General features: G+C 64.6%; 20 protein-coding genes and 1 tRNA gene. 14 read left to right on the top strand and 7 right to left on the bottom strand.

Annotated features, from left to right (window positions below):
- Positions 1–39: 39 nt before the first annotated feature.
- Positions 40–1,752 (top strand): hypothetical protein, encoded by a 1,713-nt coding sequence (locus KLP42_RS16790; RefSeq protein ID WP_215568102.1) that lies wholly within the window; start codon positions 40–42, stop codon positions 1,750–1,752.
- Between the two features lie 68 nt (positions 1,753–1,820).
- Here KLP42_RS16790 and rpsA read toward each other — a convergent pair whose 3' ends face one another.
- The 3 genes from rpsA to KLP42_RS16805 all read right to left on the bottom strand — a co-directional run bounded on the left by rpsA (position 1,821) and on the right by KLP42_RS16805 (position 5,162).
- Positions 1,821–3,524 carry a 30S ribosomal protein S1 gene (rpsA, locus tag KLP42_RS16795; protein ID WP_215568103.1) on the bottom strand — a complete coding sequence of 568 codons (1,704 nt, stop codon included), beginning with the start codon at positions 3,522–3,524 and terminating at the stop codon, positions 1,821–1,823.
- A 167-nt stretch (positions 3,525–3,691) separates the two neighbouring features.
- Positions 3,692–4,327, bottom strand: coding sequence for a (d)CMP kinase (gene cmk, locus KLP42_RS16800; RefSeq protein WP_215568104.1), 636 nt, complete (start codon positions 4,325–4,327; stop codon positions 3,692–3,694).
- 112 nt (positions 4,328–4,439) lie between these two features.
- Complete coding sequence (locus tag KLP42_RS16805) at positions 4,440–5,162, bottom strand: 3-phosphoshikimate 1-carboxyvinyltransferase (protein WP_215568105.1); 723 nt, start codon at positions 5,160–5,162, stop codon at positions 4,440–4,442.
- 254 nt (positions 5,163–5,416) lie between these two features.
- On the opposite strand from KLP42_RS16805, the gene KLP42_RS16810 reads away from it, so the two are divergent.
- The 3 genes from KLP42_RS16810 to KLP42_RS16820 all read left to right on the top strand — a co-directional run bounded on the left by KLP42_RS16810 (position 5,417) and on the right by KLP42_RS16820 (position 6,576).
- Positions 5,417–5,803: a TIGR02300 family protein gene (locus KLP42_RS16810; protein ID WP_215568106.1), complete on the top strand. Its 387-nt coding sequence runs from the start codon at positions 5,417–5,419 to the stop codon at positions 5,801–5,803.
- A 154-nt stretch (positions 5,804–5,957) separates the two neighbouring features.
- Positions 5,958–6,033: transfer RNA gene (locus KLP42_RS16815), tRNA-Ala, on the top strand.
- Between the two features lie 240 nt (positions 6,034–6,273).
- Positions 6,274–6,576 (top strand): hypothetical protein, encoded by a 303-nt coding sequence (locus tag KLP42_RS16820; protein ID WP_215568107.1) that lies wholly within the window; start codon positions 6,274–6,276, stop codon positions 6,574–6,576.
- A 67-nt stretch (positions 6,577–6,643) separates the two neighbouring features.
- On the opposite strand, the gene KLP42_RS16825 is transcribed toward KLP42_RS16820, so the two are convergent.
- Positions 6,644–6,898 (bottom strand): hypothetical protein, encoded by a 255-nt coding sequence (locus tag KLP42_RS16825; protein WP_143124275.1) that lies wholly within the window; start codon positions 6,896–6,898, stop codon positions 6,644–6,646.
- Positions 6,899–7,005: 107 nt separating this feature from the next.
- Between KLP42_RS16825 and KLP42_RS16830 the strand changes: the two genes are divergently transcribed.
- The 6 genes from KLP42_RS16830 to KLP42_RS16855 all read left to right on the top strand — a co-directional run bounded on the left by KLP42_RS16830 (position 7,006) and on the right by KLP42_RS16855 (position 12,265).
- Positions 7,006–7,584 carry a DNA-3-methyladenine glycosylase gene (locus tag KLP42_RS16830; protein ID WP_215568108.1) on the top strand — a complete coding sequence of 193 codons (579 nt, stop codon included), beginning with the start codon at positions 7,006–7,008 and terminating at the stop codon, positions 7,582–7,584.
- A gap of 137 nt (positions 7,585–7,721) precedes the next feature.
- The gene (gene kynU / locus KLP42_RS16835; RefSeq protein ID WP_215568162.1) at positions 7,722–8,927 is read left to right on the top strand and encodes a kynureninase; all 1,206 of its coding nucleotides are present in this window, start codon (positions 7,722–7,724) and stop codon (positions 8,925–8,927) included.
- Between the two features lie 38 nt (positions 8,928–8,965).
- Positions 8,966–9,763 (top strand): tryptophan 2,3-dioxygenase, encoded by a 798-nt coding sequence (gene kynA / locus KLP42_RS16840; RefSeq protein WP_215568163.1) that lies wholly within the window; start codon positions 8,966–8,968, stop codon positions 9,761–9,763.
- 31 nt (positions 9,764–9,794) lie between these two features.
- Positions 9,795–10,622 carry a hormone-sensitive lipase gene (locus KLP42_RS16845; RefSeq protein ID WP_215568109.1) on the top strand — a complete coding sequence of 276 codons (828 nt, stop codon included), beginning with the start codon at positions 9,795–9,797 and terminating at the stop codon, positions 10,620–10,622.
- A gap of 121 nt (positions 10,623–10,743) precedes the next feature.
- Positions 10,744–11,478, top strand: a complete 735-nt coding sequence (locus KLP42_RS16850) for a YoaK family protein (protein ID WP_215568110.1) — start codon at positions 10,744–10,746, stop codon at positions 11,476–11,478.
- Between the two features lie 4 nt (positions 11,479–11,482).
- The gene (locus tag KLP42_RS16855; RefSeq protein WP_215568111.1) at positions 11,483–12,265 is read left to right on the top strand and encodes a YdcF family protein; all 783 of its coding nucleotides are present in this window, start codon (positions 11,483–11,485) and stop codon (positions 12,263–12,265) included.
- A 6-nt stretch (positions 12,266–12,271) separates the two neighbouring features.
- Here the strand turns inward: KLP42_RS16855 and KLP42_RS16860 are convergent, their stop codons facing one another.
- Positions 12,272–12,745 carry a hypothetical protein gene (locus tag KLP42_RS16860; protein ID WP_215568112.1) on the bottom strand — a complete coding sequence of 158 codons (474 nt, stop codon included), beginning with the start codon at positions 12,743–12,745 and terminating at the stop codon, positions 12,272–12,274.
- Positions 12,746–12,870: 125 nt separating this feature from the next.
- On the opposite strand from KLP42_RS16860, the gene KLP42_RS16865 reads away from it, so the two are divergent.
- On the top strand, positions 12,871–13,521 hold the full coding sequence (locus tag KLP42_RS16865; RefSeq protein ID WP_215568113.1) for a trimeric intracellular cation channel family protein: 651 nt from the start codon (positions 12,871–12,873) through the stop codon (positions 13,519–13,521).
- A gap of 7 nt (positions 13,522–13,528) precedes the next feature.
- Here the strand turns inward: KLP42_RS16865 and irrA are convergent, their stop codons facing one another.
- Positions 13,529–13,945, bottom strand: a complete 417-nt coding sequence (gene irrA / locus KLP42_RS16870; protein ID WP_215568114.1) for an iron response transcriptional regulator IrrA — start codon at positions 13,943–13,945, stop codon at positions 13,529–13,531.
- A 287-nt stretch (positions 13,946–14,232) separates the two neighbouring features.
- Between irrA and fabA the strand changes: the two genes are divergently transcribed.
- The 3 genes from fabA to fabI are packed head-to-tail and all read left to right on the top strand — an operon-like array spanning position 14,233 to position 16,827.
- Positions 14,233–14,748, top strand: coding sequence for a 3-hydroxyacyl-[acyl-carrier-protein] dehydratase FabA (gene fabA / locus KLP42_RS16875; protein WP_215568115.1), 516 nt, complete (start codon positions 14,233–14,235; stop codon positions 14,746–14,748).
- Positions 14,749–14,792: 44 nt separating this feature from the next.
- Positions 14,793–16,016 (top strand): beta-ketoacyl-ACP synthase I, encoded by a 1,224-nt coding sequence (fabB, locus tag KLP42_RS16880; protein ID WP_215568116.1) that lies wholly within the window; start codon positions 14,793–14,795, stop codon positions 16,014–16,016.
- 4 nt (positions 16,017–16,020) lie between these two features.
- On the top strand, positions 16,021–16,827 hold the full coding sequence (gene fabI / locus KLP42_RS16885) for an enoyl-ACP reductase FabI (protein ID WP_215568117.1): 807 nt from the start codon (positions 16,021–16,023) through the stop codon (positions 16,825–16,827).
- An 85-nt stretch (positions 16,828–16,912) separates the two neighbouring features.
- Here fabI and KLP42_RS16890 read toward each other — a convergent pair whose 3' ends face one another.
- Positions 16,913–17,929, bottom strand: a complete 1,017-nt coding sequence (locus tag KLP42_RS16890) for a class I SAM-dependent methyltransferase (RefSeq protein ID WP_215568118.1) — start codon at positions 17,927–17,929, stop codon at positions 16,913–16,915.
- Positions 17,930–17,959: the final 30 nt, after the last annotated feature.

Consider the following 17,959-nt stretch of genomic DNA (forward strand, 5'->3'; position numbering starts at 1 on the left):
GGTCTGTCCTGCCAACCGACAACAGCGTGGAGCAGACTCATGTTGCCCCCTGTCGCCGCCCTTTCGGACACATCCTTCGATCTCTCCGGCCAGCCCGGCCAGATGCCGGCCCTGCCGCGCATCGAACTGTCGCTCGGACGCGCGGACGCCGATCCGCAGAGCCCGGCAACTGCTGCCCCCGGCGCAAGCCGGTTCGGCCTTCTGTCGCTTTCCGGCCAGATGCAGCTGTCGCAGGGCCTCTCGGTGGTGGCCGAAACCATCGGCGCCCTGCTGAAGATCAACCGCAATGCCGGCGAATCGCTGGCCGACTACAGCGACCGCATCGCCGAAGCCATTTCCGCCCTGTCCGGGCCGGAGAAGCTGGCGCTCCAGCGGGCCCTGAACCAGCTGATGCAGGGGTTCACGCTGCGCCTTCTGACCGACATCCTGAAGAACCCGTTCGGCCCCGAGGCGACGCGCGTGGCCCTGCAGATCGAGGCAGCGGCCTATCACGAGCGCGATCCCGCAACGCGACGCGTCGTGACCTCCTACTGGCAGAATGCCGGAGCGGATGCCGCGCAGGGGCCGATCGGCCCGCAGGCCGCGGCAGCCGGCGATGCCCGCCGCCTGCCCGGCGAATGGCTGCGATCTGGCGCCACCGGCGAAGGAAGAGCCCTGACGAGCCCGCTGATGCAGGGACGGCCGGAAGGCGCCTCCGCTTTCCCGGTACGGCCGGAACACGACGAGCCGGCACCGCTGACAGAGGCCGGAAGGCATTCGGGCGACAACCGGGACCTAGCCTCCGGACCGGCAGCGCTCACCGGCACAGTCAGCCGGGGGGACATCGCTTCGGCGACGGGACTGCCGCCAGCGGCAACGACAGGCTTCACTGCCGCGCCGGCCGCGGATATTGCGCCGATGCGGGCCGCCACACCGCTCGCGATGGCCGGCAAGGCGTCGGAACCACCTGCCGCAGAGGCCTCCGCTGCTCCCTCGCTGCCGGCAACGCAGGAGACGGCAGCCTCCCTTGCCGGCGAGGATGCGACTTATGACGGGCCGGCCCTTGCACGCCGCATGACCGGGCCGGAAGAGGCCATGGACCATGCCGCAGCCCTGCCGCGCCCCGGCCTTCCCACCGCCGGCGATGTGCCGGTGCCCGTGGCCGCCGCCTGGCTTTCCGGCCTCTATGCCGATGAAGGAGGCACATCCTGGCCGCTCACCCATGTCCTTGCGGACGCAGCCGCCGATCCTCAACCGACCGCGACCGGCCCCGAGCCTGACAGCGCCCGGGATGCGGCAGCCGACCCGCGGACCGCCGATGCCGCGGGCGAAGCTTCGTCTTCCACGGCGACAGCCGGTGAGCGTGGTGCGCCGGCTGCCCCATCCTCACAGACGGGGGCAGCACCGGCACAGGCCACCCCGGGCCAGCCGCCATCCGCGCCCTCCCCGGCCGTCGGTGCGCCGCGCGATGCCGTTCTGCCGGCCTATGTGCCCTATGGGCCGCAGGGCATGCCGGAAGACGAGGAGATGCCGCTGGTGCGGGCCGTCGACGGAGATGACGAGGATCGCCAGCATGGCCGCCGCCGGGGCGGTCAGCCGCAGCGCGATACGGCAGAGGATGAAGTGCCGCGACAGGCAGAGGATGCGGGGGAAGATGGACCGGAGGCAAAGGTCGCAGAGCCCGGCCCGTTCGATGCAGAGGAGGCGTCGCTCCCTCCCGCGCCGGCCGAGGACAGTGCCCAGGGTTTCTACCAGAGACTGGCCGCCTGGTGAGCAATCACCACAACAAAAAACCCGCCGGATCGCTCCGGCGGGTTTCCTTATAGCCATGCCAACGAGGATTAGTCGTTGCTGCGGTTCTTGAGCGCTGCGCCCAGGATGTCGCCGAGCGATGCGCCCGAGTCGGACGAACCGAACTGAGCGACGGCTTCCTTCTCTTCGGCGATCTCGAGAGCCTTGATCGACAGCATGATCTTGCGATCCTTCTTGGAGAAGTTGACGACGCGGGCGTCGACAAGCTGACCAACCTGGAAACGCTCCGGACGCTGCTCGTCGCGGTCACGCGACAGATCGCCACGGCGGATGAACGAGGTGATGTCTTCGTGGTTGACGAGCTTCACTTCGATGCCGCCATCGTTGACGCCGATGACTTCGCACGACACGACGGCGTTCTTGCGCAGGTCGCCGGACTGGGCAGCTTCACCGACCGTGTCACGGCCGAGCTGCTTGATGCCGAGCGAGATGCGCTCCTTCTCGACGTCCACATCGAGAACAACAGCGCGAACGACGTCGCCCTTGTTGAATTCCTCGATGACCTGCTCGCCCGGACGGTTCCAGTCGAGGTCGGAGAGGTGAACCATGCCGTCCACATCGCCATCGAGGCCGATGAACAGGCCGAATTCGGTCTTGTTCTTGACTTCGCCTTCAACTTCCGTGCCAGCCGGATGGCTGAACGCAAAGGCCTGCCACGGGTTTTCGAGCGTCTGCTTCAGGCCGAGCGAAATGCGGCGCTTGGACGGATCGACTTCGAGAACGACCACGTCAACTTCCTGGCTGGTGGACAGGATCTTGCCGGGGTGAACGTTCTTCTTCGTCCAGGACATTTCGGAGATGTGGATGAGGCCTTCGATGCCCGGCTCCAGCTCAACGAATGCACCGTAGTCGGTGATGTTGGTGACGGTACCGGAGATCTTCTTGCCAACCGGGTACTTGGCGGAGATGCCATCCCACGGATCCGACTCGAGCTGCTTCATGCCGAGCGAGATGCGGTGGGTTTCCTGGTTGATGCGGATGATCTGAACCTTGACCGACTGGCCGATGTTCAGGATTTCCGACGGATGGTTGACGCGGCGCCATGCCATGTCGGTGACGTGCAGCAGGCCGTCGATGCCGCCGAGATCAACGAACGCACCGTAATCGGTGATGTTCTTGACGACGCCGTCAACAACCTGGCCTTCTTCGAGGTTCTGAACGATTTCCGAACGCTGTTCGGCACGCGACTCTTCGAGAACCGTGCGGCGCGAGACAACGATGTTGCCGCGGCGCTTGTCCATCTTGAGGATTTCGAAGGGCTGCGGGTTGTGCATGAGCGGCGTGACGTCGCGGATCGGACGGATGTCGACCTGCGAACGCGGCAGGAAGGCAACAGCGCCGTCGAGGTCGACCGTGAAGCCGCCCTTGACCTGGTTGAAGATGACGCCTTCGACGCGCTCGCCGGCTTCGAACTTGGCTTCCAGACGGATCCAGCTTTCTTCGCGGCGAGCCTTCTCGCGCGACAGAACGGCTTCGCCCAGAGCGTTTTCGATGCGCTCGACGTAAACTTCGACTTCGTCGCCGACCTTCAGCGAGCCGTCCTTGCCCTTGGCGCCGAATTCCTTCAGCGGAACGCGGCCTTCGACCTTGAGGCCGACGTCGATGACGGCAACGTCCTTCTCGATCGCCGTGACCGTGCCCTTGGCAACATAGCCTTCGGCCAGATCGTGGGATGCAAAGGATTCCTCGAGCAGGGCTGCGAAATCATCCCGCGTGGGGTTTGCTACTGACATGAAATCTCCTGATCGTGCCGCCATGGGCACGCAATGCGCCGGGGGTTCGTGTTGTTCATACCCAAAGATCAAGTCCGCCCTACACACTTCGAGGGCAATCCGGCGCGGGGACCAGGTCTTCAAGCGATGTGTTGTTTGCTGATGCGCCGGCCAGGCCGGCGGATCGTTCAGTTCCGGTTCAAGGCTGCGTCGATGATGGTCTTCGCCGCCTGAAATGCGGCCTCTATACTCATTTCCGAGGTATCAAGCAAGTGCGCATCGGCCGCCGGTTTCAGCGGACTGTCTGCCCGGCCCATGTCGCGCTCGTCGCGCTTTTTCACATCCGCAAGGATGGTCTCGTAATCGGCATTCCCGCCGCCGGCAAGCACCTCGTCATGACGCCGGCGTGCCCGCACCTGCGGCGAGGCGGTGACATAGAGCTTCACCGGCGCATCTGGGCAGACAACGGTGCCGATGTCGCGCCCGTCCAGCACCGTACCGGGCGCCCGCGCGGAAAAGCTCCGCTGCGCCTCCACCAGCGCCCGCCGTACGGCGGGCATCACCGCAATCTTCGACGCCGCCTCGCCGATATGGTGCTGTTCCAGCACCGAACGGTCGAGGCCCGCCAGATCCACCGCCCTGGCCACGCGTTCCGCCACCGCCTCGTCGTCGAGCGGCAGACCGGCCTCCAGCAGCGCACGGGCCGTGGCGCGATAGGTGAGGCCCGTATCGAGATGATGGAAGCCATAGGTTTCGGCGATCCGCCGCGCCAGCGTGCCCTTGCCCGCCGCAGCCGGCCCGTCGATGGCGATGATGAAGGTCATGACAGTCTCCCGGTTTGTGGCCCTCCTTAACCGAAGACCGGCCGGTGTGTCACCATGCGCCCGCAGTCATGCCGGCTGGTGCGCGCATTGCCGCCACCTGCGGGGCATGCGCCTAGCCGAGATCGATCCGCTGCGCGAAAAGCGGCACGCGACCCGCGATCCGCACCTCCCGACCGGCTTCGCAGCGGACCTGCGCGACCTCGGCACCGAACAGACGCAGGATCGCCGGAAAGACCTGCGCCTCCCCGCCCTCCGGTTCGCGCAGAACCGTGTCGCCGCAGCCCGCAAGCGCAGCCAGCATCAGGGCAGGTCTCAACCACGTTGCGCCTTCGCGCCCCTGCGGCCCTTCCGGCAGATCCCGAAGCAGCGGGCCTGCCAGCCGGGGGCCACGCACCCGCAGCAGGTCGGCATCGATCGCCTCCACCTGCATGCCCATCAGCGCCAGCGGCTGAAGCAGGGGCTGCATCTGCTGCGGCGCGCAGCGAAGCGCAAGCGGGAAATCGTAAAGCCCGGCAAGGCCAAGCAGCAGGGCGGCCAGTTCGGGATCGGCGCCGGCCTCGCAGATGCCCTGCGGCTCGAGCAGCGCGCCATTGCCGACGCCATTCACCAGCCATGCGGAGCCCGTGTGCCGCATGCCGATGCCGAAACGGGAAAGAAGCCCCGCCGCCTGAGCCAGCATGGGCATGTCCGGCAGCCCCTCGATCCGGCTCTCGCCGGCCGAAAGCCCTGCGACGAACAGGAGAAACAGGCGGGAAAGGCGGTCTGCGGGCAAGGGAAAGGCGACCGCCGGCCGAGCGCCGGACAGCGACCGATCCAGTGCACCCTCGTTCGACATTGACCGACCCTTTTTTATGGCTAGCATTGATGCGGGCGGCCGGCGAAAAGCCGGAGCGCGCCTGACGCGACGTGCGGCTCCCTATCACAAACTTTCCCCCGGGTCATGCGCGGCAGGACCGGAAAATCGCGCCGTTTGGCGGCCAAGTTTGTCTTTGACATGCCTGGGGACAATGAGTAAGGGGACCGGCTAGCATTTTAGCGCCGCCTTTGCGGCAACGCCGAGGAAATCGGCATTCTCACGGGGCTTTGACAGTGGCAAAAGCGGAACTTGGAACCAAGCGCATCGACCCGGATACGGGCAAGAAATTCTACGACCTCAACCGCGATCCGGTTGTCTCTCCCTATACCGGCAAGTCCTGGCCGCTCTCCTTCTTCGAGGAGACGACGGCACAGATGAAGATGGAACAGGACGAAGAGGAAGAGGTCGCGGAAGTCGATACCGAGAACCCCGATGTCGAACTGGTCTCGCTCGAAGAGGGTGATGACGCAGCGGCCGGCGACGACATTCCCGATATCGGCGACGACGACGTGGAAATCGACGGCGACGACGACGACACCTTCCTCGAAGCGGACGAAGACGACGACGATGACGACGTCTCCGGCATCATCGGCGTCGGCGGCGACGAAGACGAGGTCTGATTTTCCTTGAGAATTCAGGCCCGGATGAAAAAAATGCCGGGCCTGTCATTTTTTGGCTTGCACTCCGAAACGACCGGACGTATTAAGCCGCCACCCCGCCGGAAACGACGCTTCCACGGGGTTCCCGGAACCGGAAAATGCCCGGTACCCTGATGGGGCTATAGCTCAGCTGGGAGAGCGCTTGCATGGCATGCAAGAGGTCAGCGGTTCGATCCCGCTTAGCTCCACCAAACATTTTTTCTGTTTCCGTTTTCTCCAAGTTGCCATACGTTTTTATATGTTCTGAAAACAGCCGCGCGGGCTGGTACTCTATTGTCGTGCCGCCTCCCCACGTTGCCGACATACCGCACTGGGTTTAGCCATAGACCGATAGATCGAGGCAGAAACGGTGGCGTCTTGCCATGTTCGTAGTTGTTGCGTCCGATTGACTTGCCCGATAAGTACGCCCTCACTGTGCGTCGAGGTGCAGAATGTCAGATCGCAGTTTCCGCCATCATTCAACTGCACCGGAAGCTCACCGCATTACGCTTCCATTGGCGACGGCCGACAACGGCATTTCCATTTCAAACTGCGATAGCGGCCCCGACGTCGAGGAATTTCTCGGTGCCTATGACTGCGAGTTCGACCTGCGCATTGCCACGGATCAAGTCGCATTATTGGCGCTTCACCTCATCAAGGACGGATTTTTTCCTGAAGCGGATAGCGTCGACGCACTCGAACACTATTACGAGAGTATAGGCATGAGCGCGCTTCAATGGTCATGGTGCTCCTGACACCGTGAGAATACGCACCCCACCAGGTCGCGAACGCGGTTAACCCACCGCCAGAGAGAAACTACCCCTACCGCCGCGGCTCGCCGCCCGGCGCATAGACGCTTTTGCGCTCGAAGCGGAACTTGTGGCCGCACTGGCAGCGCAGCATGTATTTCCGCGGATCGCGGGCGGCAAATTCGGTGTAGAAACCCTTCGGCATCTCGTCCACCTGGAAGCCGGGGTCCTTGCGGCGCGGGTCGTCGTCTTCGGAAACCTCGGCAAAGCCGGAGTGTCCGCACTGGGGGCATTCGAGTTTTCGGGAATATCGGTCGCGTGCTGCCATGGCCGCAGAGGTAGAGGCTCGCGGGCGGGCTGGCAAGGGGCGGATGCCGCCTCGCTTTCATCCGTCCACCCCTTGCCGTGGCCGGCAGGGCGGGCGAGATAGGCAACATGACGCCCGAGACCACGCCCGCCGATCTTGCCGCCTTCTTCGACCGCAGCGCGGTGGAGGTGGCGCGTGACCTGATCGGCGCCACCTTCTGCGTCGATGGCGTCGGCGGCATTGTCGTCGAGACGGAGGCGTATCAGCCGGATGACCCGGCATCCCACAGCTTTCGCGGCGAGACCCCGCGCAACCGCGCCATGTTCGGCCCGCCGGCGCAGACCTATGTCTATCGCTCCTACGGCATTCACTGGTGCCTGAATTTCGTCTGCCGGCCGGGCAGCGCGGTGCTGATCCGCGCGCTGCAGCCGGTGGCGGGTATCGAGACCATGATTGTCAGACGCGACCTTGCCGATCCCCGCCTGCTCTGTGCCGGGCCGGGGCGGCTGTGCGAAGCGCTTGGCATCGATCTCTCGCATGACGGTCTGCCTTTGACGAACCCGCCCTTTGCGCTGCAATTGACGAGCCTGCCGCCGCCCGTCGTCTACGGGCCGCGCATCGGCATCAGTCGCGCGGTGGATCTTCCCTGGCGTTTCGGGCTTTCCGGATCGCGTTTCGTCAGCAGGAAATTCGGGCAGGGCTCGTGAGCCGTCAGAATCTGCGCCGCCATCACAGAATCTAGTTTAAACTTAAAACAATCTTGCTATTCTCGCCGCAGCAGCAGCCGGAGCTTTCGATCACGCCGGCGCCACCTGCAGGGGCCCTGCCCGATGGGACGGACATGATGACAGATTTCGAACAGACCCGCCGCCTCTTCCACATGCCGGAGGGGGTGATCTATCTGGATGGCAATTCGCTCGGCCCCCTGCCGCTTGCGGCACGGCAGCGGGTGGCGGCCATGATGAGCGACGAATGGGGCGAGATGCTGATCCGCGGCTGGAACGAGGCCGGCTGGATGGCGATGCCGCGACGGATCGGCGACCGCGTTGGCCGCCTGATCGGCGCGCCGCAGGGCAGCGTGGTGATGGGCGACACGCTCTCCATCAAGGTCTACCAGGCGCTGGCCTCGGCCCTCGACATCGCGGCCGAACGGCATCCGGAGCGCCGCATCATCCTCTCCGACAACGGCAATTTCCCCTCCGACCTCTATATGGCCGAAGGCCTGATCCAGACGCTGGACCGTGGCTATGAGCTGAAGGTGGTCGACCCCGAAGCCGTCGAGGCGGCAATCGACGAGACGGTTGCCGTCACCCTGCTGACGGAGGTGGATTACCGCACCGGCCGCCTGCACGACATGGCGGCGCTGACGGCAAAGGCACATGCCGCAGGCGCCCTTTGCGTCTGGGATCTCGCCCATTCGGCCGGCGCCATCCCGGTCGATCTGCTCGGCGCCGATGCGGACTTCGCGGTCGGCTGCACCTACAAGTATCTGAACGGCGGCCCGGGCGCCCCGGCCTTCATCTATGTCTCCCCGCGCCATGCGGACCGCGCCCGCCCGGCCCTCTCCGGCTGGCTCGGCCACGAGCGCCCCTTCGCCTTCGACCTGCATTATCGCCCCGGCGATGGCATCGACCGCATGCGGGTCGGCACGCCGCCGATCCTGGCGCTTGCGGCGCTCGATGCCGCGCTGGATGCCTGGGATGGTGTCGAGATGGCGGATGTGCGGAAAAAATCCATCGCGCTCTGCGATCTCTTCATCGCCGAGGTCGAGTCGCGCTGCCCTGAACTGGTGCTCGGCTCGCCGCGTGACGGCACGCAGCGCGGCAGCCAGGTCTCCTTCCTGCATCCGGAGGGCTATGCCATCATGCAGGCGCTGATCGCCCGCGGCGTGATCGGCGATTTCCGCGCGCCGAACGCCATCCGCTTCGGCTTCACGCCGCTCTATATCGGCGAGCGCGAAGTGATCGCCGCCGTCGACATTCTCTCGGACATCATGACCAACAGGCTGTGGGACCAGCCGCAGTTCAAGAAGAAGGCGCTCGTGACGTGACGGCCAAGACCTACGACCCCGCCCAGGAAGGGGCGCAGATGTCCTTCCGCGAGCGCATGTCCTATACGGACTACCTGCAGCTCGATCCGATCCTTTCGGCCCAGAAGCCGCTGTCATCGGCGCATGACGAACTGCTGTTCATCATCCAGCACCAGACCTCGGAGCTCTGGATGAAGCTGGCGATCCACGAGATCACCTCGGCGATTGCCGCGATCCGGCGCGACAATCCGCAGCCGGCCTTCAAGATGCTGACGCGGGTGGCGCGCATCTTCGAACAGCTGAACGGCGCCTGGGACGTGCTGCGCACCATGACGCCCAGCGAATATACCGAATTCCGCAACGCGCTCGGCCAGTCCTCGGGCTTCCAGTCCTATCAGTATCGGGCGATCGAATTCCTGGCCGGCAATCGCAACCTCGCAATGCTCGGACCGCACAGCCACCGGCCGGACCTGATGGAACATCTGGAAGGGATCCTGGCGCGCCCGAGCCTCTATGACGAGGCGATCCTGCTGCTGGCGCGCAACGGCTTCGACATCGGTGCGGATGCCGAACGCAGTTCCTGGCGCGACAAGCGCAGCGAGAACGACAAGGTGCTGGACGCCTGGCGCCAGGTCTATGCCGCCCCGGCCCGCTACTGGGATCTGTATGAACTGGCGGAAAAGCTGGTGGATTTCGAGGATTACTTCCGCCGCTGGCGGTTCAACCACGTGACCACCGTCGAGCGCGTCATCGGCTTCAAGCGCGGCACCGGCGGCACCTCCGGTACACAGTATCTGAAGAAGATGCTGGAGGTGGAACTCTTCCCCGAACTGTGGCGGGTGCGTACCGTGCTCTGACAGCCGCGACGAATCAGCCAGGAGACCCGCCATGCTTTTCCACCGCATCACCGACTGGGACGACGCCTATGCCAATGGCGGCAATATTCCGCGCGGTGACGCATGGCCGGGCGCCTGGGTGGAGCCGGCACGGGCCTATCGCGAGCGGCTTGCCGCCGAAGGCCGCGCGAAGATCGACCTTGCCTATGGCGAGGGCGCGCGCAACCGTTTCGACCTGTTTCTGCCGAAGGCAACGCCAAAGGGTCTCGTCGTCTTCGTCCACGGCGGCTACTGGCAGGCGCTCGACAAGTCCTACTGGTCACATCTGGCGGCCGGCAGCGTGGAAAACGGCTATGCGGTGGCGATGCCCGGCTACACGCTCTGCCCGGAGGCGCGCATCGGCGACATCGTGCAGGAAATCGCAGCCGCGATCAGTGATGCGGCTGGCGAGATCGACGGGCCGGTGCACCTGACGGGCCATTCCGCCGGTGGCCATCTCGTCACCCGCATGGTGGCGGAAGCCTCGCCGCTGCCAGAAGCCGTGCGGGCGCGGGTGCGCACCGTGGTGTCGATCTCAGGCGTGCATGATCTGCGCCCCCTGCTTGGCACCGGCCTCAACATCAAGCTGCGCCTGACGCCTGAGGAGGCTGCCGCCGAAAGCCCGGCGCTGATGCTGCCCGGCAAAGACACCCGCCTGTTCTGCTGGGTCGGCGGCAACGAGCGCGCCGAGTTCCTGCGCCAGAATGCGCTGATGGCCAGCCTCTGGCTCGGCCTTGGCGCCGAAACCGGCGCCCATGTCGAACCCGACCGGCATCACTTCAACGTGGTGGACGGGCTGGCCGATCCGCAGCATCCGCTGACCCTCACGCTGCTGTCGTGATGCGATGCAAAATGTGATGGTGCGCGGCGGTGCACGACCGTTCCACCGCCGCCACCTCTCCGGCTAGTCTGCGCCGAGGGCGATTCGTCGCCGGTCGCGCAGCGCGGCCGCAGGGCAGATCATGACACGGGCAAGACGACGCAACATCATTCGGGTGCAGCGGACCTGGACGGGGCTTGGCCTCGTCGGGGCGATTTCCTTCATCGCCGGCATGACCGATGCCATCGGCTTGCGCCTCTCCGGCGATTTCGTCTCCTTCATGACCGGCAACACGACGCGGGCAGCAATTGCCATGGCCGATGGCGACCTTCACCATGGCTTCGTGCTGCTCGCGGCCATCTTCACCTTCGTCGCCGGCAATGCGCTCGGCATTGTCGTGGCCCATCTCGTCCCGCGCCGCATCTTCGGCGTGCTGGCCTGTGTATCGCTGCTGCTTGCACTGGGCGCGATGATGCAGGCGCCGGCCCTGCATCTCGTCCGCTTCTATGTTGTGGTGCTGGCCATGGGCATGGTGAATGCCACGGTGGAGCACATCGAGGGACTGCCGATCGGGCTCACCTATGTCACCGGCGCATTGTCGCGGCTGGGGCGCGGCATCGGTCGCTTCCTCATGGGCGACAGGCAGCTCGACTGGAGCATCCAGCTGGTGCCCTGGCTCGGCATGGTGAGCGGCGCCATCATCGGCGCGCTGCTCGGCATCGCCATGCCGCAGACGGCACTCATCGTCGCGGCCCTGCTCGCCATGGGGGTGGCGCTGTTTTCGCTGCGCATCCGACGCGCCCTGCACAGGCGTTATAACCAGCGCGTGATCCGCCCGCAGGCGCCCCATCCGGCGCGTCCGCCCCTTCGCAAGTGAGCTGATGTTCTATCTGTCCAAGATCTTCTGGCTGCTGGTGCAGCCCCTGTCGCTGGCCTTCCTGCTGGTCCTTGCCGGGCTCGTGGCCGCAATCGCCGGCGCCCGCCGGTCTGGCCTTCTGCTGTCCGGCGGCGGGGCGCTCGTGCTCTTCGTCACCCTCTACACCACCACCGGTGCCCTGCTGCTGCAGGCGCTGGAGGCACGCGTGCCGAAACCGGCCACCGATCCGGCCTCGATCGCCTGCATGATCGTGCTGGGCGGCGCCATCGAGAATGATGTGGTCGCCTCGCGCGGCGGGGTGGAACTGAACGCGGCCGCCGACCGCTACACGCAGGCGCTGCGGCTGGCCCTGTCGCATCCGGAGGCAAGGATTCTCGTCTCCGGCGGCGATGGCTCGATCAGCGGACGCTTTCCGGGAGAGGCGGGCCTGTCGGAGCAGTTTTTTGCGGCGCTCGGCGTGCCGCCGCAGCGGCTGATCAAGGAAAACACCTCGCGCAACACCTGGGAAAACACGCTGAACACGAAGGCGCTGCTGGCCGAAAACGGCCTGACCGACTGCCTGCTGATCACCTCCGGCTTCCACATGCCGCGCGCGCTGGCGCTGTTCCGCAAGGCCGGCATTGCCGTCACACCCTATCCGGTGGATTTCCGCAGCCGCGGCAACGAGCGGCCGGGCTTCGATTTCACCCAGCCTTCGCTGAATGCCCAGAACACCGCAACGGCCGTGCGCGAATGGCTGGGCCTGCTCGGCTATTACCTCGCCGGCCGAATCGACTGGCCGTTCTGAGGCGGTTCATTTCCGGGAAATCGTCACCATGCGGGCGCCACGCACCCGCACGGTCATTTCGCAGGGCGTGGTGTCGGTGCGCTCGCAATAGCGCGGCGCCATGCTGAAGACGAAGACCATGTTGCCGAAGCGCTTGATGAAATCATAGCCATAGAGCTGCGCGGTCGCCATCATGAAGTAGCCGCCCTCCTTGACCTGGAGGTAGAAGTTGTAGGGGCAACCGTCGGCGTCGCAGCTGACGCCCTTCTCACCATCGCAGGTCACGGCGCCATGATTGGCGATCGCATCGATGATGCCGTCGTTGTTGATGTCCATGCGCGTCAGGAAATCCTCGCCGAACTCCACCGTCCGGCACTGCTGGCGAAAGAAATCCTTCTCGTAGATCTCCGGGTCGGACAGCAGCTTCTGCTGTGCCCCAGCCAGGGCCGGCAGCAAGGTCAGCGCCAGGACCTGCAGGACCGTGATGAAAACAAATCGCACGCGCCTCTTCCTCGTGTTCATTCGCCTGTAGACAACGCCCGGCCGCAATGGCCGCAGGGCAAAACCACCGCTATGCTTAGGGCCACGCACTTGCGCGACGCTGGTGCAGAGGGGACGAGGACGCGATGTCGCTGCTGATGGTGCTGGATTATGCAGGCGTGGCGCTGTTTGCTGCGACCGGCGCGCTTGCCGCCTCGCGCAAGCAGCTGGATCTCATTGGCTTCCTGTTCTTTGCCGCGGCAACCGGCGTCGGCGGCGGCACGCTGCGCGACCTCGTGCTGGGTCAGGCTCCGGTGTTCTGGGTGAAGGATCCGACCTATCTGGTGATCTGCGCCGGTGTCGGCATCTTCGTCTTCCTCACCGCCCATCGGGTGGAATGGCGCTACCGGATGCTGATCTGGCTCGACGCCGTCGGCCTCTCCGCCTACAGCGTGATGGGTGCTGCCAAGGGCTTTGCCGTGACCCAGTCGCCGACGATTGCCATCGTCACCGGCACGATGACCGCGACCTTCGGCGGCATCCTGCGCGACCTGATTGCCAACGAGCCCTCGATCCTGCTCAGGCCGGAGATCTATGTCACCGCGGCTCTTGCCGGGGCAAGCGCCTATACGGCCACGCATCTTCTCGGCCTGCCGCTGGCCTATAGTTCGGCAGCCGGCATCTTCGTCGCCTTTGCGCTGCGCGGCGGCGCGCTGCATCACGGCTGGACGCTGCCGCGCTATCGCCCGCGCGCAGGTCGCCCGCCGGACGAGGCCTTGCCGAGAAAGAAGGATTGAGAGGCGGTCAGCGCTGCTTTTCGCGCAGGCGGATGATCACGTCGACATGGGCGATTTCCATGCCCTCCGGCGGTTCCGGAATATTGTCGATCTGCAGATTGCTCACCGGAATGTCGAGCACCTCGTTGCGGCCTTCCACGAAGAAGTGATGGTGGTCGGAAACATTGGTGTCGAAATAGGTCCTGGCGCTTTCCACCGCCAGCACCCGGATGAGGCCGGCTTCGGTGAACTGGTGCAGCGTGTTGTACACCGTCGCAAGCGACACAGGAACGCCGGCCAGCGAGGCCTCCTCATGCAGTTCCTCGACCGTCAGGTGGCGATCTCCCTTGGCAAACAGAAGATCGGCCAGGGCAACGCGCTGACGCGTCGGGCGAAGCCCGCAATCGCGCAGTCTGGTCTCCACATTGGTCACGGCATCAGCCATCGGTGACGCAAGCTCCTGTCAAGCCGGTATATCTAGAGCGCAGGATATAACTTTAACTGCGTCCGCTTTCAATACCACAACCCCCTGCCGGGCCTGCAACGGCGGGGAAATGCGAAATTTTGGCCCGAAAGCCTCTGGTTTGCCGGTTCCGCTTCCTATATGCCGACCTGAATCAACTCGGATCGGTCTGCCTTGCGAAAACGCAGGGCCGATCCGCGCGCTTCAATTTCAGGCGGTCTTGCAGTAAAGACGCAGGGCATCGCGACGAGGGGGAACGGACAGGCCTCATGGACAGCAGACAATCGAGCTTCTCTTACGAAGAAATCCTAGCCTGTGCGCACGGCCAGATGTTTGGACCTGGCAATGCGCAGCTGCCGCTGCCCCCCATGCTGATGGTTCACCGCATCACGGAGATCTCTGAAACCGGCGGCGCCTTCGACAAGGGCTATATCCGCGCCGAATATGACGTGAAGCCAGATGACTGGTATTTCCCCTGCCACTTCGAGGGCAACCCCATCATGCCCGGCTGCCTCGGTCTTGACGGGATGTGGCAGCTGACCGGCTTCTTCCTCGGCTGGCTCGGCGAAGAGGGGCGCGGCATGGCGCTGTCCACCGGCGAAGTGAAGTTCAAGGGCATGGTTCGCCCGAACACCAAGCTTCTGCAATACGGCATAGACTTCAAGCGCGTGATGCGCGGACGTCTCGTGCTCGGCACTGCCGACGGCTGGCTGAAGGCCGACGGCGAAACCATCTACCAGGCCACCGATTTGCGCGTTGGCCTTTCGAAGGACAAGACGGCCTGATATCGCTCGGGCACGTTTTCAGGAAACAACAAGGGTTAGATCAGATGCGACGGGTAGTTGTCACAGGCCTTGGTGTGGTCTCCTCGATCGGCAACAATGCCGCGGAAGTCACCGCATCTCTGCGCGATGCCAGGTCCGGCATCTCCTTCTCGAACGATTTCGCCGAACACGGGTTCAAGTGCCAGGTCTGGGGCCGGCCGAACATCGACACGACCGATCTCGTCGACCGCCGTGCCATGCGCTTCCTCAGCCAGGGCGGCGCGTGGAACCACGTGGCCATGAAACAGGCGATCGCCGATTCGGGTCTCGAGGACAAGGATTACGCCGAGAACGAACGCGTCGGCATCATCATGGGCTCGGGCGGTCCTTCCACCCGCACCCTGATCGAGGCCGCCGAGATCACCATGAAGAACAACAGCCCGAAGCGCATCGGCCCCTTTGCCGTGCCGAAGGCAATGTCTTCGACGGCCTCTGCCACGCTTGCCACCTGGTTCAAGATCCACGGCGTCAACTACTCGATCTCGTCGGCCTGCTCGACCTCGGCGCATTGCATCGGCAATGCGGTGGAGATGATCCAGTGGGGCAAGCAGGACATGATGTTTGCCGGCGGCCACGAGGACCTCGACTGGACGATGTCGAACCTGTTCGACGCCATGGGTGCCATGTCCTCGAAGTACAACGACAGCCCGGCCACCGCTTCGCGCGCCTATGACCTGAACCGCGACGGCTTCGTGATCGCCGGCGGTGCGGGTGTGCTGGTTCTCGAGGAACTGGAGCATGCCAAGGCCCGCGGCGCCAAGATCTATGCGGAAGTCGTCGGCTACGGCGCCACCTCGGACGGCTACGACATGGTCGCCCCGTCCGGCGAAGGCGCCATCCGCTGCATGCGCCAGGCGCTGAAGACTGTCGATGGCCCGGTGGATTACGTCAATACGCACGGCACCTCGACACCGGTCGGTGATTCCAAGGAAATCGGCGCCATCCGCGAGGTCTTCGGCGAGAAGATGCCCCACATCCAGTCGACCAAGTCGCTCACCGGCCATTCGCTCGGTGCGGCCGGCGTGCAGGAATCGATCTACTCGCTCCTGATGATGCAGGCCGGCTTCATCGGCGAAAGCGCGCATATCCAGGAACTCGATCCCGAATTCGACGGCGTGCCGATCGTGCGCGAGCGCATCGACAATGCCAGGATCGATATCGCCCTTTCCAACTCGTTCGGGTTTGGCGGCACCAATGCCACGCTCGTCTTCCAGCGCTACAACGGATAAACCCATGAGCGGAATCATGCAGGGTAAACGCGGCCTCATCATGGGGGTCGCGAACAATCATTCGATCGCCTGGGGAATTTCCAAGGCGCTCGCGGCCCAGGGCGCCGAACTGGCCTTCACCTATCAGGGCGAGGCGCTCGGCCGCCGCGTCAAGCCGCTCGCCGCCGAGCTGAATTCCGACTTCATCATCCCGTGCGACGTGGAAGACATCGCCTCCGTCGATGCCGTCTTCGCGGCCATCGGCGAGCGCTGGGGCAAGCTTGATTTCGTCGTGCATGCCATCGGCTTCTCCGACAAGAACGAACTGAAGGGTCTTTACGCCGACACCACGCGGGAAAACTTCAGCCGCACCATGGTGATCTCCTGCTTCTCCTTCACCGAGATCGCCAAGCGGGCGGCCGCCCTGATGGACGAGAACGGCGCCATGCTGACGCTGACCTATGGCGGCTCGACGCGGGTGATCCCGAACTACAACGTGATGGGCGTCGCCAAGGCCGCGCTGGAGGCTTCGGTGCGCTATCTGGCTGCCGATTACGGCCCGAAGGGCATTCGCGTCAACGCGATCTCGGCCGGTCCGGTGCGCACGCTGGCCGGTGCGGGCATCTCGGATGCGCGGGCGATCTACTCCTGGAACCAGAAGAACTCGCCACTGCGGCGCACCGCGACGATCGAGGACCTCGGCGGCTCCGCCCTCTACCTGCTGTCCGACCTGTCGCGCGGCGTGACCGGCGAGATCCACTATGTGGATGCCGGCTACAACATCACCTCGCTGCCGACGCTGGAGCGTCTGCGCAACGCCGACGCCGAATAAGCAGCCATACCATCGCTTGCAGAATGGCCCCGGATGCGACGCATCCGGGGCCTTTGACATTCTGGGTCACAGAAAGCGGCGCAGCTTACTTGCGCGCGTGCAGCACCTTGAAGCGGGCATTGCGGCACACTTCGCCGCTGTCCTTGAATTCCGAAGCCAGCACCTGCTCATAGGGCAGGCCGCGATTGGCGACCATCAGCAGCTGGCCGCCGATGCGCAGGGCCGAGGCGGCGGCCTTGATAAAGGCCTGCCCGATCGCCGGATCGGCCGCATGGCCCTCATGGAAGGGCGGGTTCATAATGACGAGATCGTATTTCTCCTTGACCGGCTCGGATACGAGATCCTGCCAGAAGAAACGCGCGGCAAGATCCGGGCAGTTGGCCGCGAGATTCTTCCTGGCGAATTCCAGCGCCCGGTGATCGGCCTCAAACAGATCGATGCGGTTGGTGCGCGGTGAGGCTTCTGCCAGCATCACCGAGAGATAACCCCAGCCCGCGCCGAGATCGGCGGCATTGCCGTCGAAATCCGTCGGCAGGCGGCTGGCGAGCAGTTCCGAGCCCGCATCGACCCGATCATGCGAGAAGGTGCCCGGCACGGCTTTGAAGCGGTTCTCGATCAGCTGCGGCTGTTTGGAGAACCTGGCGACCGCTGCCGAAACATCCGCGGGGCGGGTGAACCAGGCAACGACGCCGTGATATTTCGGCATGTGCTCGATGGCAAAACCCAGATTGGCAATCTGCTTGCGCAGCGGCTGGATGCCGTCTTCCTTGGCGCCGGCCAGCACGATCAGGCCACCTTCGCGCACCCGCAGGAGCGCCTGGGCGACATTCTCCTCGTTTTCGCCCTTGTGCTTGCCGCAGAGGATCAGCGCGCCCTCATAGCCCTCGCCCTCCAGCTCCGGCACCACATGCGCGCCGTTGACGCTCAGCGGCCGAAACAGCGGCCGAAGCGGCTGCACGTTGACGATCTCGGCACCAAAGCCGTCCGGCAGGCGCGGCCCGACCTCGGCGGACAGGAAAAGGATACGACTGCCCTCGCCCGGCATCGGTAAAATGCCGGTGGTGAAGGGATGGAACAGGGTCTTGACGGCGTCGCGGATCATGGCGGTCTTCCGGGGCTTGGATAGCAAAGG

Source organism: Rhizobium sp. CSW-27, assembly GCF_018760785.1.
GTDB lineage: Bacteria > Pseudomonadota > Alphaproteobacteria > Rhizobiales > Rhizobiaceae > Neorhizobium.